The sequence below is a fragment of the Clostridium sp. Marseille-Q2269 genome, assembly GCF_943736985.1.
GTDB lineage: Bacteria > Bacillota > Clostridia > Clostridiales > Clostridiaceae > Clostridium_F.
The window spans coordinates 182,356-200,022 of the sequence record NZ_CALSFS010000006.1; the positions used below are offsets into that span (position 1 = coordinate 182,356).

General features: G+C 26.7%; 12 protein-coding genes, 1 tRNA gene and 2 pseudogenes. 13 read left to right on the forward strand and 2 right to left on the reverse strand.

Features of this window, described 5'->3' with window-relative positions:
• Window positions 1-192 precede the first annotated feature (192 nt).
• From NGI68_RS09745 to NGI68_RS09765, 4 genes and pseudogenes are all read left to right on the forward strand, one after another.
• Entirely contained in the window at window positions 193-1,422 is a 1,230-nt protein-coding gene (locus NGI68_RS09745; RefSeq protein ID WP_251861277.1) for a metallophosphoesterase family protein, read from the forward strand.
• Window positions 1,397-4,924: pseudogene (locus NGI68_RS17250) on the forward strand (AAA family ATPase). The gene NGI68_RS09745 and the pseudogene NGI68_RS17250 overlap by 26 nt, the downstream one beginning before the upstream one ends.
• Before the next feature lie 28 nt (window positions 4,925-4,952).
• On the forward strand, window positions 4,953-5,501 hold the full coding sequence (locus tag NGI68_RS09760) for an NUDIX domain-containing protein (protein WP_251861281.1): 549 nt from the start codon (window positions 4,953-4,955) through the stop codon (window positions 5,499-5,501).
• A gap of 856 nt (window positions 5,502-6,357) precedes the next feature.
• The gene (locus NGI68_RS09765) at window positions 6,358-7,209 is read left to right on the forward strand and encodes a YitT family protein (RefSeq protein ID WP_251861282.1); all 852 of its coding nucleotides are present in this window, start codon (window positions 6,358-6,360) and stop codon (window positions 7,207-7,209) included.
• A gap of 59 nt (window positions 7,210-7,268) precedes the next feature.
• Here the strand turns inward: NGI68_RS09765 and NGI68_RS09770 are convergent, their stop codons facing one another.
• On the reverse strand, window positions 7,269-7,430 hold the full coding sequence (locus tag NGI68_RS09770) for a DUF1540 domain-containing protein (RefSeq protein WP_251861283.1): 162 nt from the start codon (window positions 7,428-7,430) through the stop codon (window positions 7,269-7,271).
• Between the two features lie 208 nt (window positions 7,431-7,638).
• Here NGI68_RS09770 and NGI68_RS09775 point away from each other — a divergent pair, with 208 nt between their 5' ends.
• From NGI68_RS09775 to NGI68_RS09785, 3 genes are all read left to right on the forward strand, one after another.
• A complete protein-coding gene (locus NGI68_RS09775; protein WP_251861284.1) occupies window positions 7,639-8,004 on the forward strand; it encodes an ArsR/SmtB family transcription factor in 366 nt (121 codons plus the stop codon).
• Between the two features lie 57 nt (window positions 8,005-8,061).
• The gene (locus NGI68_RS09780) at window positions 8,062-10,338 is read left to right on the forward strand and encodes a heavy metal translocating P-type ATPase (protein WP_251861285.1); all 2,277 of its coding nucleotides are present in this window, start codon (window positions 8,062-8,064) and stop codon (window positions 10,336-10,338) included.
• Between the two features lie 322 nt (window positions 10,339-10,660).
• Window positions 10,661-10,735, forward strand: a tRNA-Glu gene (locus tag NGI68_RS09785).
• Between the two features lie 654 nt (window positions 10,736-11,389).
• On the opposite strand, the gene NGI68_RS09790 is transcribed toward NGI68_RS09785, so the two are convergent.
• Window positions 11,390-12,598 carry a hypothetical protein gene (locus NGI68_RS09790; RefSeq protein ID WP_251861287.1) on the reverse strand — a complete coding sequence of 403 codons (1,209 nt, stop codon included), beginning with the start codon at window positions 12,596-12,598 and terminating at the stop codon, window positions 11,390-11,392.
• A 262-nt stretch (window positions 12,599-12,860) separates the two neighbouring features.
• Here NGI68_RS09790 and NGI68_RS09795 point away from each other — a divergent pair.
• From NGI68_RS09795 to NGI68_RS09820, 6 genes and pseudogenes are all read left to right on the forward strand, one after another.
• Window positions 12,861-13,049: pseudogene (locus NGI68_RS09795) on the forward strand (DUF2935 domain-containing protein); the annotation flags it as partial.
• Window positions 13,050-13,207: 158 nt separating this feature from the next.
• Entirely contained in the window at window positions 13,208-13,390 is a 183-nt protein-coding gene (locus tag NGI68_RS09800) for a hypothetical protein (RefSeq protein WP_251861288.1), read from the forward strand.
• A 329-nt stretch (window positions 13,391-13,719) separates the two neighbouring features.
• Window positions 13,720-14,490: a recombinase RecT gene (locus tag NGI68_RS09805; RefSeq protein ID WP_251861289.1), complete on the forward strand. Its 771-nt coding sequence runs from the start codon at window positions 13,720-13,722 to the stop codon at window positions 14,488-14,490.
• Window positions 14,471-15,274, forward strand: a complete 804-nt coding sequence (locus NGI68_RS09810; RefSeq protein WP_502799382.1) for a PD-(D/E)XK nuclease-like domain-containing protein — start codon at window positions 14,471-14,473, stop codon at window positions 15,272-15,274. The genes NGI68_RS09805 and NGI68_RS09810 overlap by 20 nt, the downstream gene beginning before the upstream one ends.
• Before the next feature lie 10 nt (window positions 15,275-15,284).
• Window positions 15,285-15,569 carry a hypothetical protein gene (locus NGI68_RS09815; RefSeq protein WP_251861291.1) on the forward strand — a complete coding sequence of 95 codons (285 nt, stop codon included), beginning with the start codon at window positions 15,285-15,287 and terminating at the stop codon, window positions 15,567-15,569.
• A gap of 522 nt (window positions 15,570-16,091) precedes the next feature.
• Entirely contained in the window at window positions 16,092-17,042 is a 951-nt protein-coding gene (locus NGI68_RS09820) for a GH25 family lysozyme (protein WP_251861292.1), read from the forward strand.
• The last annotated feature ends 625 nt before the right edge of the window (window positions 17,043-17,667 follow it).

Sequence of the window (17,667 nt, forward strand, 5' to 3'; positions counted from 1 at the left end):
TTTGGACTCTCTGCTTTTCTTCAAAGTGGGAGTAAAGAGCGGGTACGTTCCTGGATAACAATTTCCAAGCTTTAGAGGGAGTAAAAACTCCCTCTGAAGCCAAGAACTTTGTTTATAGTATAGATATTAACTATAATAATTATGAAACAGAAAAGTGAAAACATAACTAGATGTAAAAGGGAGATGAAACATATGAGAATATTGCATACCTCCGATTGGCACTTGGGAAAGAATCTTGAAGGTTTTAGTAGAATGGATGAGCAGGAGAGATTTTTACAAGATTTTATTAACATTGTGGAAAACAATAATATAGATATGGTGATAATAGCCGGGGATATATATGATAATGGTAATCCTCCTGCTAGAGCGGAAAAAATGTTCTATGCTTGCATAAAAAAAGTGAGCAATAAGGGAAAAAGATTAGTATTGATCATAGCAGGTAATCATGATAATCCAGAAAGACTGGTTGCTGCAAGTCCATTAGCTTATGATGAAGGAATAATACTTATGGGAACCCCTAAAACAATAGTGTCAAAAGGAAATTACGGAGATTTTAAGGTTATAGATTCAGATTCATCTTGTTTAGAAATAGAAATAAAAAAAGAAAAGGCTGTAATTATAGCCTTACCTTATCCTAGTGAAAAAAGATTAAATGAAGTATTATCTAAAGAAATAGATAATGATGAGGACAGAAGAAAGACTTATTCAGAAAGAATAGGTGAAATATTTTCTAATTTAGAGGATAAATATTATAAAGATAATACTGTAAATTTAGCTATTTCTCATATATTTATAAACGGAGGAGAAGAAACGGATTCTGAAAGACCTATACAATTAGGTGGTAGTTTGGCTGTGGATACATATAATTTACCTAAGAAAGCTCAGTATATAGCATTGGGACATCTTCATAAACCACAGAAGGTAAGAGGATTAGATAATGCTTATTATTCTGGATCACCATTGCCTTATAGTAAGAGTGAAAAGGGATATAGTAAGGGATGCAAAATAATAGATGTACATCCAGGAGAGAATGCCAAAATTGAAGATATTTATTTTAACAACTATAAACCTATAGAAGTATGGCATTGTAATGGTGTAGATGATGCTATAAATAGATGTGAAGAAAATAAAGATAAGGATATGTGGTTGTATTTACATATAAAAACAGAACAATATATAAGTACAGAAGATATAAAAGCTTTAAAGGAGATAAAAAAAGATATAGTTGAAATTGTACCAGAAATAGAAGAAAAAAAAGAAGAGATCTTTAAAGGGAATATAAAAGAAAAATCTATGGGAGAATTATTTAAATCCTTTTATGTTAATCAAAGGGGAATAGAAGCTAGTGAAGAATTGATGGATTTGTTTTTAAGAATAGCTCAAGAGGAGGATGAATATGAGACCAAAGAAACTTGTGATTAAGGGACTAAACAGTTTTATACAAAAACAAGAAATAGACTTTGAAACTTTAGTTAAGAGAGGTTTGTTTGGTATATTTGGTCCTACAGGAAGTGGAAAATCCAGCATATTGGATGCTATGACTATGGCTCTATATGGAGATATAGCAAGAGACAGTACTCAGTTTATAAACCTAGATACAGACTCTTTATTTGTAAGTTATGAATTTGATATATGTAGAGGAGATAAAAGAGAGGATTATGTTGTTTCAAGAAGCGTAAAAAGGGACAAGAAAGGTGGCTATAAAACCTCTGCAGCTAGGTTAGTTAAAAATATTAATGGTGAAGAAGAAATAATAGCAGACAAACCAAGGGATATACAAAAAAATATAGAAGATATAATAGGATTAACTGCAGAGGATTTTACTCGTTCAGTAGTTATACCTCAAGGAAAGTTTAGTGAATTTTTAAAACTAAGTGGAAAAAGTAGAAGAGACATGTTAGAGAGAATATTTGGACTAGAAAAGTATGGTAAAAAACTTTCAGAGAGAATAAGAAAAGCTAAGAATAAACAGCTATCTTCATTAACACTAATAGAAGGAAGAATGGAACAATATAAAGAGGTATCTAAGGAAAAATTACAGGAATTAAAAAAGCAACATGAAGATTTATTAAAAGAGAAATCTAAAATATTAAAAGAAAAAGATGAAACCAATAAGGTTTATGATAGTTATAAAATCATATGGGAACTTCAAGAAGAGTTGGATTGTTACTTAAATAAATTAGAGAATTTAAAAAAACAGTTAGTGGATATTGAAGGGAAAAAAGTAAGAGTAGAAAAAGGAGAAAATGCGTTAAAGGTTAAGCCCTATATAGATGAGCTTTATAAAATTGAGCAAGATAGAAATGAAAATGAAAAAGAATTAGAATTGGCCTTAAAGGAGCTAAATAATATAGATTTAAACTTGTTAACTATAGAAAAAGAATACAAGAAAGCATTAGAAGACAAAGAAGAAAAAATACCTTTATTATTACAAAAAGAAAGTAATTTATTACAAGCTATGGAGATAAAGAAAAAAGTTGACATTATAAAAAAAGAAAGAATAAATTTAGTAGATAAATATAGAAAAAAGAAAGTGTTATAAAAATAAAAATTAGAGAAAAAACAAATAGAAGATATTATAAATGAAATTCAAAAGGAAATAAAATTAAAAGATGAAGAAATAAATTCTTTAAAAATAGATGGGGATAGAAAAGAAAAAATACAAAAATTATATGAAATAGATAAAGAATATAAAAGATTAAACTTGGAATTTTGCAATGTAATAGAAAAAATAAAAAAGAAATCAAAAAACTTGAAAGAATATGAATTAGAGTATAAAGATACATTTAAAATGCAAAAAGACATAAATAAAGCCTTAGACCACTTATTAAACAAAAAAGAAAATTTGATAAAAAATTTTCCAGGAGACAATGACATACTACTTCATAAAAAGGACTATATAAATAAATTAAATGAGGATTTTAATAATTTACATAAGATAAATAGTAAAAAAGTGGAGCTGAAACATAAATTAAAAGAAAAATTATCTCAAAAATTAGATTTACAAAATCAGTGGGAAAAAATATTAAAAGAATTAAAGAATAAAGAAGAAAAAGCTGGAGAACTATATGAAAAAATAAATAATATAGAAAAAATGGATATGGCATCTATACTAGCATCTAGTTTAAAACAGAAAGAATCATGCCCTGTATGTGGATCTATACATCATGTTAAATTAGCTAAAAAAGTTGATATAAAAGAATTAGAATCATTAAAAGAAGATTATGAAAATATTTCTAAAGAATTAGAAAATATAAAAAAAGAAGAAAATGAAAAAAATATACTTTTAATTTCTATAAAAAAAGAAGAAGAATTAATATTAGAGGAATTAGAGGACTTAAATAAACAATTAGAAAATAGAGATTTAGATGATTTAGTATACAAGCTTAAAAAAGAAAAAGATGATTTTCAAAAATTAAATTCCAATATAAAATTATGGGAAAAAGAAAAATTAGAGTTAGAAGAAGAGATAAATAATATTCAAAAGGAAAAAAATAATATAGATAAAGAGGAAGCTAAAAAAAATGAATCTATATTAAAAGAAAAGGAATTAATAGCTGCTATAGAAAAGGACAAAGAAGAACAAGAAGTATTATTTAAGAAAAAAGAAAACGAATATACAACCTTAAAAGAAGAAATTAAAGTGTATGATGTGGAAGAAGAGATAAATAAAATCAGAGATTATGATAAAAAAATAGAAAAATACAATAACATTATAAAAGATAAAAGAGAGCAGCTAGATTATAAAAATAGTAAGAGAGAAGAAATGGTTAAATATATAAATGCTATAGAAATAGATTTAGGGAAAATAATAGAAGCAGGGAAAGAAAAGAAGAATTTTATAGATAAAGAAGAAAAAGAAATAGAAAAATTAAATGTAGAATACATATGTAAAGAGCATTTAGAAGAAATAAAAAAGGAAATAGAAAATATAAAGATAAGAGAAGAAAAGCTAAGAGTTAAAATAGATATTGAACAGAAAAATAGAGAAATACTATGGGAAAATAAAATAAGTAAAGATCAAATAAAAATTAATTTACAAAAACTTTATAATGAAAAATCTACCCAGTTAAATAAGTCATTTGAGGAAAATAAGTTTAATACTTTAGAAGATGCAAAATTAATGTTAATATGTAAAGAAGAAATAGAGGAGTTACAAAAAGAAATAGAAGAATTTGAAAAAGACTACAACAATTTAAATATGAATATAGAAAGAGTAAATAAAAAGTTGAAGGGAGAAAGGATTGATAAGGAAAGCTGGAAAGAAATAATAGGAAGAAAAGAAAACAAAGAAAAAGAGTTGGAAGATATAAGCAAAACCGTTGTAATTATAGAAAAAACTATAAGTGACATGAAAGATGATATAAAGGCACTAAAAGATTTATTAGATGAGAAAGAAAATGTATGTCATAAAAAAGCTTTATTGGAGGATATGGACAAATTAATTCAAGGCAATAAATTTGTAGAATTTGTAGCTATGAATCAGCTGCAATATATTGCATTTGAAGCCTCTAGACGGCTTAAGGATATAACAAGAGGTAGATATGCATTAGAGCTAGATTGTAATGGGAACTTTACCATGAGAGATGATTTTAATGGAGGAGGCATAAGACCTACAAACACTTTATCAGGTGGGGAAACTTTTTTAACATCATTATCATTAGCCCTATCACTATCTTCTCAGATACAACTAAAAGGAAGAGCACCTTTAGAATTTTTCTTTTTAGATGAAGGATTTGGCAGCTTAGATAGTGAACTGTTAGATACAGTTATGACATCTCTTGAAAATTTGAGAAGTGATAGATTAAGTGTAGGAATTATAAGTCATGTAGAAGAACTTAAAAATAGAGTGCCAATAAAACTTATAGTAGATCCTGCAGTTCCAGGTGAGGGTGGAAGTAAAATAAAAATAGAATATAGCTAGCATTAAGTTGCAGCGTGGAGGTAATTTGATGAAGAAATTAGATGAAAAAATATTATACAAGGGTAAATGGATAAGTTTTAAGGAAATAAGTTATTTAAACAAGGAAGAAAAACTTTTAAAATGGGAAGCCATAGAGAGAACAAACACCACTGCAGCTGTAGTTATTGTGGCAAAATTAGTTCCATCAGAAAGATATATATTTATAAAGCAATATAGACCAGCCATAGATAACTATGTTATAGGTTTCCCAGCAGGATTGGTGGAACAGGAAGATATTGAATTAGAAGCTAAGAGAGAATTAAAAGAAGAAACAGGCTATATAGGAAAAGTTATAGATATAGGACCTAAGGTAAGAGCTAACCCAGCATTATTAACAGATTATACTATATTGGTTCAAATGGAGATTGATGAAAACTGTGAGCTAAATAAAAATCCTAAACAAGACCTAGAACCTTCAGAGGATATAGAAGTTATATTAGTTTCTAAAGAGGAAACAAGAGATTTTTTAATAGAGCAAAAAAATAAGGGGATAGATATAGGTGTAGGACCATGGTACATATTTGGATTTACATTATAATTAATTATTTTTTAGTTTATATAAAACTTTAAAAATATTTTATAAAACCTATATTTTAAAATAGCAATAAAAATAACTAGGAAAAAGTGATTAAGTTAATTCCTAGTATTTTTTATTGAATTTGTAAAATAGTGTGAAAAAATCTTATTTATATTTTAACAAATTATGGGGTGTTTTTATGCGATTATTACAATAAACAATCATAATTAATTATAAAATATATAAAAAATATTTATAGCTAATAAAAAATATATAACTTTTGCATAATTTCCATCAAAAAAAAATGAAATAAAAAATTCATGGGTATATAATTGGAATATGATTAAATATGGCAACAGATTATTAACAGAACCACAATCTATTGATAAATAATTGGTTGACACATTCTTAAAATCTTTATATAGTAAATAAAAAGAAGGTTTTTATTCATTTTGAAAAAATATATATAAAATTTTTTGTTTTTTATATATTTTAATACAAAATAAAAAAAATTTTAAGTGTAAATGCAAGTTTTCATTCAATTTGTTTCATACTTTATAAGAAAAATATAATTTAGCATTAGTAATAAAGTGTTTTATGTAGAATAGCTTATAAAACAAAAGAAACTAAGAGGAATGGAAACGTTAATATACTTGCTGCCTAGTTATAGTAGTTTAAGAAAAAAATGAGGTGTAAACTTTATGTTTGACAGCGGATAATATATTAAATTTCTCCATAAATGAATATAGGCAAATTAATAATTCATTTGCCTAAAAATAATTACTAATAAAAATATTTCTTAAAAGAATAAGCATATAAATTTGTATGTTATAGTAAAAAAATAAGGTTAATTTTATTTTGGAGGTTTTTATTTATTATGCATCTTAAAAAAGAAAATGCAAAAAGATTAATTTTAGTAATGATGGGAAGTTTAATATATGCCATAGGAGTTAATCTGTTTCTTATTCCACATAAATTATTAAGTGGTGGAGTTGCAGGTATTGCTATAATGCTTCAATATTTGACTAATTTGCAATCAGGATACTATATTCTGCTTATAAATATACCAATATTTTTAATAGCGTTTAAAGAAGTGGATTTAGATTTCGGTATTTTTAGTTTTGTTGGGATGATAAGTATGTCTTCTTTTCTAATTTTAAGCAGAAACTATATGGATCTTTATGTTATGAATGATGTTCTACTTTCTTGTATATGTGGTGGAGTTTTAAGCGGAGCAGGAATGGGACTAATATTTAGGAACAGAGCATCCCAAGGAGGAACTGATGTAATATCTGTTTTAGCAAAAAGAAAATTTGGAATAAAAATATCAACTATAGATTTTATGATAAACTGTGTTGTAGTTATAATAGGAGCATTACTTGGAAGTTTTGAAGTAGCTGTTTATACTATGATATCTATGTTTGTAAAGTCACAGGTTATGGGAAAAGTTATAGAAGGTTTTGATGGTAAGAAAATATTATTTGTTGTAACAGATAATGATTTAGAAATAAAAAGACAATTATTAGATAAATTAGGAGTAGGCGCAACTATTATGTACGGAGAAGGAGCTTATTCTGGAGCAAAGAGAAAAATAATATATTGCATTATGACTGCTCCACAAGTAGTAAAAGCTAAAAAGATAATAGTAGATTCTGATGAACATGCAGTAATATCAGTATCTAATACAACAGAATGTCAAGGTGCAGGCTTTAAAGCAACAGCTTTTTAAAATAATAAAGGTTTATATTAAATATATGTTTAATATAAACCTTTATCTTTTATAAAATATTAGTGATTACATTCAAAACTTCCGCAATCTGTACATTCAACACTTTTAGCTTCATGTTCATGTTTAGTTACATGAATATGATCTAATGTACAATAATCCATGTTTTGAGCGTGATACTTACATTCGTGAACATTACATCCTATACTATGATTATGATCCATATTAAATTACCTCCTACAAATTTAAATAATTTTTGTTTCTGTATTATTATTTGATAAAAAAATTTTTTTATGTGTAGAAAAAACAGTAATTTATTTTTATATAATATTGTAATCTAAAAATATTTATGATATATTATACTTAAACATATGAACAATTATTCAAGTGTTCATATATAATATTAAATATGAATGTGGGAGGAGTAATATTATGACTAAAGAAAAACAAACTGATATCTGTGGATGTAATGTGATTCATCATGATGTTATAGATAAAGTTAAAGACAATATGATAAAAGAGGATAAAGTACAGGATTTAGGGGATTTTTTTAAAGTTTTATCGGAACCAACTAGAATAAAAATCTTATATGCATTAGCATCATCGGAAATGTGCGTGTGTGATATATCAAATCTTCTTAATATGACTCAATCAGCAGTGTCCCATCAGCTTAAGGTTTTAAGAACGGCCAGACTTATAAAATTTAGAAGGCAAGGTAAAGTTGTTTATTACTCATTAGATGATCAGCATGTAGAAAATGTGTTCAAACAAGGACTAGAGCATATAATGCATAAATAAGATTAAATTTAATTTTTAAATTTTAATTTTTGACTAATTTAAAGGGATGGTGAGTATATGACTATAAAAAAGAAATTAATTTTAAAAGGATTATGTTGTGCTAATTGTGCAGCTAAAATAGAGAGGGCTGTTCAAAAACTAGATATAATACAATCAGCTACCTATAATTTCAATAATTCAACCTTAATTATAGACTTAGAAGAACAGTATAAAGGTAATATCGTAAAAACAGTGCAAGAAATAGTAGATAAAATAGAGAATGGAGTAAAGGTGGTAGATAAAGAAGATTTAAAAGGAAAGGTACCACATGGATCCATTAGAAGTAGTAATAATTTAAAAATAAAAAATAATAAAGAAAAAAATTTAAAGATAAATGAAGGAAAAATTAATTCTAACCATGATGAAAAGCATAGTGAGGATTACTCTAATATAAAAGGTGATAGTAATAGACATAGTCATGATCATGGACATAGTCATAGTGGGGAAGATAGTGATCAATTAGAAAAGAAAACTCTTATAAGAATTATTTCAGGTGTAGTTTTATTAATATTGGCTACTATGTTTAAATCAAAGGAAGTTGTATCTATACCTTTATATTTAGCTTCTTATTTATTAATTGGAGGACGGGTACTTCTAAGTTCTATAAAAAATATATCTAGAGGGCAAGTATTTGATGAAAACTTTTTAATGTCAGTGGCAACTATAGCAGCAATATTTGTAAAACAGTATCCAGAAGCAGTGGCTGTTATGTTGTTTTATGAAGTGGGAGAGTTTTTGCAAGATAAAGCCGTTAATAAATCTAGAAAATCTATTACAGCGCTTATGAATATAAGACCTGATTATGCAAATTTAGTTAATGGAGAAAATATAGAAGTTGTTTCACCTGAAGACATTAATATAGATGATATTATAATGGTAAAACCAGGAGAGAAAGTTCCATTAGACGGCATAGTAATAGAGGGGCAATCATCTGTGGATACATCAGCCATAACAGGTGAATCTTTAATAAGTGAAGTTTCTAAAGATAGCAATGTGTTAAGTGGATATATAAATAAAAATGGAGTTATAAAAATAAAAGTTACAAAAACTTTTGAGGAATCTACAGTTTCCAAAATATTAGAATTAACAGAAAATGCATCAGCTACTAAAGCAAATACAGAAAAATTTATAACAAAGTTTGCAAGATATTATACTCCTGCAGTGGTTTTTGCAGCTTTAGCTTTAGCAGTAGTTCCTACATTAATATTTAAGGAGCCAGATATATCAAAGTGGGTTTATAGAGCAGCTGTATTTTTAGTAGTATCTTGTCCTTGTGCATTAGTAATATCAATACCTTTAAGCTTTTTCGCTGGTATTGGAGGAGCGTCTAAAAGAGGTGTTTTAATAAAAACAGGAACAGCATTAGAAGCTTTAAATGGTGCAGATACAATAGTATTTGATAAAACTGGAACTTTAACTAAAGGTGTTTTTAAAGTATCAAAAGTTAAATCAGAAGAAGGAATAAATGAGAAGGAATTATTAGAATATGCAGCTTATGTTGAGAGCTATTCTAATCATCCTATTGCAAAATCTATATTAAAATATTATGAAAATACAATAGATAACAAGAGAATAGAAGATTATGAAGAAATAGTTGCAAGAGGCGTAACTGCTTATATTGATGGTAAAAAAGTTTATGCAGGTAATAATAAATTAATGGAAGAATTAAATATTAGCTATAAAAAAGCCAAAGAAGATGGAGTGATTCTTTATATAGTATTAGACAGCAAATATATAGGTTATATAGCTATAAGTGATGAGATAAAATCAGATTCTAAAAATGCCATAAAATCATTAAAAGATATAGGAATAAAGAAAGTAGCAATGCTCACAGGAGATAGAAAATCTACTGCTGATAATATAGGAACTCATTTAGGAATGAATGAAATATATTCAGAACTTTTACCTCAAGAAAAAGTGGAGAAGATGCAGTATTTAAAAAATGGAATGTCTAAGGATGATAAAATTGTTTTTGTAGGTGATGGAGTAAATGATGCCCCAGTGTTAGCTATGTCAGATGTAGGCGTATCTATGGGAGGATTAGGATCAGATGCAGCTATAGAAGCATCTGATTTAGTGCTAATGTCTGATGAACCATCCAAATTAGCGGATGCTATAAAAATAGCAAGAAAAACTCATAAAATAGTATGGCAAAATATAATTATAGTTTTAATAGTTAAGTTTGCTGTGTTAGCTCTAACTATTATGGGAAAGAGTACTATGTGGATGGCTGTTTTTGCAGATGTGGGAGTAGCTTTAATAGCAGTATTAAATGCAGTAAGAATATTAAAATAAAAGTTTAATATACAGGTATTAAGTTCAGATGGGGTTTGTCTGTAAAATTACTTTCTCCATCTGAATATTAGTATTTTTGAATAATATGTTTTAATATAAACTAATTAACATATTAAAATAAATAGCATAATTAAAAAGAAATTATTTAATAATTTGAAAAACTGGAGATAAAACTTTTTGGATATTGGAATAAGACTTAAAACTTAAACATTTAATAATTTAATAGAAAAATTAAAAATAAATGAAGGTATTTCTATAAAAATATTGACTTAAAATTTCCAATGTAATATAATAATAAATGTTCAAGAAAACTAATATATGAGGCTTCTTGGTCAAGCGGTTAAGACGCCACCCTCTCACGGTGGAATCAGGGGTTCGACTCCCCTAGGGGCTACCAAATTTGAAGAAATGCTGTAAACACTAATGTTTACAGTGTTTTTTTATTTAGAAGTGAAAAATTGATGTTGAATTTTTTGACAATTTACATTTTACTTACTGTTGATTAAGGTATTCTAGTTAATTGGGATAATTCATAAGTAAGAGTTTAATTCTATAATGTAATTATAGAATTAAAAAAGTTGGGGAGGAATTTGAAGTATCTCATTATAAATTAGCTAAGCTAACTAAGTCTTGTTCAACCTTAACATAAGATGTATTTAAAAAAAGGTAGCTATCCATTTAGCTACCTTTTTAGGGTGTAAACTTAAATTATTATAATCAATAATTGTTAAAGTTTTCACTAATTTATTGTTAAGAGTTTAATAGAGTTTACACATTTAGAAGTGAGATTATGTTTTTAAGAATTAAATATATTATGAAATTGTTCACAATATATAGTTCTATAACTAATTCATACAGGCTCATAAGAACAAGAGTCACCACCAAATATACTCATATTTCAAGTAGCCTAAGCGCTATTAAATATATATTTTTATCTGTAGAAATATTGTTCCTTAAATTACTTTAATTTGTCATATTAATGCCTACTATTAGGTAAACAATTTACCGTTATATCTTTAAATCATTTTTGATGATAGGTTAATTATATAGATTAGCGATGTGAATACTGTATAGTCATGCTTTTAAATTTAATATCAGATTGTCTATCATTAATTAATTTGAATTCATTTATACCTTTATTTAACCATACATAGATACCTAGATCGTTAGTGAATGAATCATCAACATTATATTCAATAGGTTTTCCGGTGCTTGGATCCTTGGATTTACAAATAAGATGACCTATTCCTTCTACATTACCAGTAACCTTATAAATTCCAGATTCAACAACAGGAATCTTATATGTTAAATAACCACTAGGTTTAATCCCTATTGTAGAGCTATCTACATAATATGCATTATTTTTTCCAATAGTAACATCGGCATTAGCAGTTATAACTCTAGGTTGCATATACATTAGATTTGGAATACCTAAAATTGATAAACTTGCGCTAACAGCCTCTGCCATTTTTAAAAAATTTTCTGGTGGATTATTATCTTTCCAAGCTTTTAGAAGATTTTCCACATCAGAATTTTCAGTAACTTCTGGTAAACTCATATTTCCTTTATAGATTTCTTTACTTTGCCTAAATAATTGATTTCTTACTTCAGGTCGTAATCTTAATATTTCATTTACAAAGTCATCTATTCTAGATGCAAGATAAAAACTACCACGATTATATTTACCATTGGAGTAAAATTCAATCATTTCTTCATTATATACTTTCCCTGTTTCTTTTTGAAGATAGTACACATTATTATTTTGTGCTAAGGCTATACCATAATTACTTTTAAACTTATTTGATAAGTAATAATTTCCGAAAGGTGTTGTTTCTCCTGGTTTGTAAAATTCCAATATATATTCTGGAGTATCTAAACCAGTATTTAATTCAAGCATATCACCTGATTTTAAATTATAAACTGAAGGATTTTTAGGATTATTTTTTGGATATACCTTAACAGTATATATGGTGTCAGTTCCTTTAGGGTTAAAGTAATTGAATGCACTTATACAGAATTTACCTTCTTCAAACTTTGGGGGAATAAAATACTTAAATTCAACATCAGATCCACCATTTGCTTGATCTCTGTTAGCTAATTGATGTAAGTGAGGAATAATAAATTTGTTACCAACATCAACAATAACTCCTCCAAAGTCACTAGGATCTACCGCAGATACTTTTGCAGGATTAAAAGATGTAACTGTACCAATAGAAATAATAGTAGCCAAATACACAGTTAGTAGTTTTTTCTTTAACATTAATACGCCTCCTTTAATTTATGGAATATTTACAGTTAAATATTGAAATTTGATGTCATAGTTTAATTTGACTTAATTAACTGAAAATTTTAAATTTAACAATATTTATTTAAATATAACATTTATTTTGGAGAAAGTAAACCATTTTAGTAAAAAAATGATTGTTTTTGTTGAATTCAATACCATATTTATAAAATAAATATGGTAATAATTTAAAATACAGTTAAATTTGCTTTAAATTCCATAAACATATAAAGAATTTGATAACTTATACTTAAGAAGCATAGAATACAATGGTTATACAAGAATTGGTATTTGTGATTTCCCTGCAATTAATAAACTTAATAGTGATGTAGATAAATCAATGAGTTGTTTTAAGGAATTTTTGAATGAATTAAAAAAACAGATTATAGAAAAGAAAATACTAATACACACCGGTATAATAGATTAAAAAATACTAATACAAATCCATATAATTATAAATTCACATTAGACTGTATGGATAAAGAAAATAAGGAATGTACTAGAATTAATCTATATGCTAAAAACTTATATTTGAATTCTCACTAATAAACTTTGCCCCAAAAATAAAAAAGAGGTGAACAATTAATGGAAAAAAATAATAAGGATATGGAAGATTTAATGAAGATAAAAGAATTAATGGAAAATGAAGATTCTGCTGAATGTAATGATAAAAAATGGGATAGACATGATAGATGTGAAAACTGTGGTAAGGTTAATATATTTACTAGAAACGTTTATTTATCTATAAATTGCTGTCACCATAAATAGTAGAATAATTGTATTTTGAAAAAATTACTTAAAAGTAGTTCTTAATTGAAACTACTTTTTTTGTGTAAATATATTTATTAATTTACTATATAAACATATTTTATTTTTGGCTTTTTTATATTAATCAAAGAGCTCTTATAAAAATTAAAACATGTAAAGATATAATTTAAAGAAAATTATTAAGATGAAAAATAGTATACATATTATAAAATGAATAGTTAATTAAAAGGCTGTATACACTATGAATTAAAGGAATATATACATGATAAAAAATAATATTGCTAGAAGAAATTTATTTATATAAAAAGTGTATTATGGAGGAAGAAAAAATGGCAAATGAAAAAACAATAGTACTTCAAGAAACTGCAAATAATTTAAATACTTTATTAGAGGCCAAAGCAAAAGCGTTGCCAAAGGGATTTAATAAGACTAGATTTTTACAAAATTGTATGACAGTATTGCAAGATACTAAAGATATAGATCAATGTCATCCAACAACCATAGCAAGAACAATGTTAAAAGGAGCATTTTTAGGATTAGATTTTTTTAATAAGGAATGCTATGCAATACCTTATGGCAAAAATTTAAACTTCCAAACAGATTACAAAGGAGAGATTAAATTAGCTAAAAAATATAGCATAAATCCTATAAAGGACATATATGCAAAGAATGTTAGAGAAGGTGATGAATTTACAGAAGAAATAATTAATGGGCAACAAACAATTAATTTTAAACCTAAAAGCTTTAATAATAATGACATTATAGGAACATTTGCAGTATGTCTTTTTAAAGATGGAAGCATGATTTATGAAACTATGAGTAAAGAAGATATAGAAAATATTAGACAAAATTTTAGTAAGGCAAAAAATAGTGCAGCATGGACTAAAACATATGGAGAAATGTGCAAAAAAACTGTTTTAAGAAGGTTATGCAAATTGATAGAGTTAGATTTTGACAGTATAGAACAGCAAAAAACATACGAAGAAACATCAGATTTTCAATTTAAGAAAGAAGAAAAAACAGTAGAAGAGTCACCTTTTGAAAATGTAGATTTTGAAGAAGTAGAAGAGGGTGATAAAACTGAAGTTAAACAAAAATAATTATTTTAATAAAGAAATTCAAAAAAAATATATGTCAGTTAGTTTGTTTAAATCATTTTTACAAGAATATAATGGATGTGAAGCTAGAACCATGGCAATATTAAATGACCAGTGGGAAGAGAAAGAGTCAGATGCTTTTTTAGTAGGAAATTATGTGCATGCGTGGAATCAAGGAATTTTAGAAGAATTTAAAAAAAATCATCCAGAAATTTACTCAAGTAGATCTTCAACTAAAGGACAGCTAAAAAAAGAGTTTCAGATAGCAGATAAAATGATAGAAGCTATGTCTAAAGATAAATTGATACAGAAAATTAGAGAGGGAGAAAAAGAAGTCATAATGTGGGCTAATATATTTGATATTCCTTGGAAATGTTCAATAGATATATACAATCCTAAGATGAAAAGTTTTACTGATCTAAAAACAACTAGATCAATACATCAAAAGTATTGGAATGAATATGAAGGAGTTAAGCAAAATTTTATAGAGTATTACGGATATGATATACAAATGGCTATATATGCGGAAATAGAAAGACTTTATACTGGAGCCAGTGAATATTTATTTCCACATATAATTGCAGTTAGTAAAGAAGATATACCAGATAAGGCCGTTATAAAGATGGGTACAGATTTTATAGAGGATACACTATTGAATGTATCCATGAAAATAGAAAGGATTAAAAAGGTTTGGAAGGGTGAAATAGAACCTATTAGATGTGGCAGATGCGATTATTGTAGATCTACTAAAGAATTAAAAGAAATTATATATTATAAAGAATTATAGGAGGGGTAATGTGTTAGATACAATTTTATATATAGATAAAGAAACTGAAGTGACCATAGAAGAAGAAGATAATGCATTTTTACTAAAACTAGACAAGTTATTTGATTATGATCTGAGCATAGTAGGAGAAAGAGAATTTTTTCAAAAGGTATATGAGGTTTTAGAAAGCAATCTATTTGATTGTCCAAGCTATAAGGAATTAGAGGAAAATCTAATAAATAGAGAATTACTTTTGGAAGAAGCAAAGAACAAAATTGAATCATTACAAAATAAAATAGATTTTTTGCAAAGATAACAATACTTTAGAATAAATCTTTTGATAAACTTTCTAAAACAACTGAAAATGCATGTAGTCAGTTAGTAATTACAAGTAATTCTACAGTAAAAAATAGAATTAAAGTTATACTGGTCGGAGAAAGCTTAGGATTTTAGATTACAATTTGATGAATAAGCTATGCTATTAGGATTAAAAAATAATATAAAATAATCACATAATTTCTAAATTTGCTTATATTATATAGTAGGGTTATTTTAAGTAAAACTCTATGGACAAGCAATTTAACAAGGAAACTTTAAAAGTAGAAATAAGAAAAATATGAGAAGAATATATATAAGACAATAGGTAAGGCAACAGAAACCAAATTTCAATAATATATAATAAGGAAAAAAAAGAAGCATTAAGATAACGTGAAAAATTAAAAAACACTGGATAAAAAAACACAGCCCACACAATCCTCTGCTGAAATAAGCGTTAGAATAAAGTATAGAACAAAAATAATACCTGTTTTTAAAACTAAACTTTCAGGAGGTAATATTTGTGTTAAAGGGAATAGATGTTTCTGAACACCAAGGAAAAATTGATTGGAAGACTGTAAAAAACAGTGGAATACAGTTTGCTATTTTAAGAGCTGGTTATGGTAAAAACAATATAGATAAACAATTTATAAATAATGCTAATGGATGTACAAATGTTGGAATGCCATTTGGTCTGTATTGGTTTAGCTATGCTTATACAGAAGATATGGCAAGACAGGAAGCTAAATATTGTGTAGCTCAAGCAAAAAAATATAAATTGAGTTATCCTATTTGTTATGATCTTGAATATGATACTGTTAGATATGCTCAAAATAATGGAGTAACTATTACAAAATCTTTAGCTACTAAAATGGTAAATGCATTTTGTCAGGAAGTAGAAAAAAATGGATATTTTGCAATGAATTATTCTAATCAAGATTTTCTATTAAATAAATTTGATAGCAGTTTATTAAAGAGATATGCTTTATGGTATGCGTGGTATAATCCAGTTCTAAATAGAGAATGTGCTATATGGCAGTATAGCGAAAAAGGCAGGGTAAATGGAATAACTGGTAATGTAGATATGAATTATAGCTATATGTCTGATATTAATAATCCATCAAATCCAAAGCCTCCTAGTTCTAATATATATGGGAATCACAGTTTAATAGGAGAACTACAACAAGAAATAAACTCCCAAGGATTTGGACAAATTGCAGTTGATGGAATAGCAGGAGATGCCACACTAAATGCATCACCTATGGTTAAAAAAGGTGCAAGGGGTGGAATAACTAAAACAATACAAAAAATGTTGCTTAATATAGGTTATCCTATAGGCCCTTATGGTGTGGATGGCATATTTGGAGATGGTACTGAGACTGCAATAAAGGCATTACAAAGAGATTGTAATCTTATAGCAGATGGAATTGTAGGAAGAGAAACTTGGAAAGCTTTATTTAGAAATTTAAGATAAATTAAAAAACTGTAGTTCCTTAAGGGAAGCTACAGTTTTTCTGGGAAAGTATAAGTTTTGAGTTATAGTAGTAATGAATATATAATAAGTATGTTCAGTTTTTAAAATAATTATTCATATATTTAGAGGAATATTTTAGCATTTGTAGAATATTAAATACTACAGTTTTCTATAAGTTAGTCATAGACCTCATTATTTAGAAAAAGGAGCTGTCGCACTAAGAACAAATTCTAAAATATATTGTGTTAACTTTAAACTTGTAAAACAATATATTGTGCTTAAATTCTTTAATGCGACAGCCTCTTTTGTTGTGTAATTTTTATGAGTATGTTTAGTATATATTTAAATTTAATTAAGCTGTGGCAGTATTTAAAATTTAAAACATATATTTTAAGTTTGCTCTATTTAGGAGTTTTTATTCAAAAATAAAAAAGAGGGATTTTTTTACATTTATAGAATGTTATATATAACGGTTTTCCATAAGTCGTTATTAAATTTCCCTTCTCAAATATAAAAAGAGCTCTATATTTTGTTATAGAGCTCTTTTGGTATGGAATTTTCTATATATTGGTGTAGTGTTTTGGTCTTTTTTAAGTATAACCAATTATTATGATTTTAATCACTA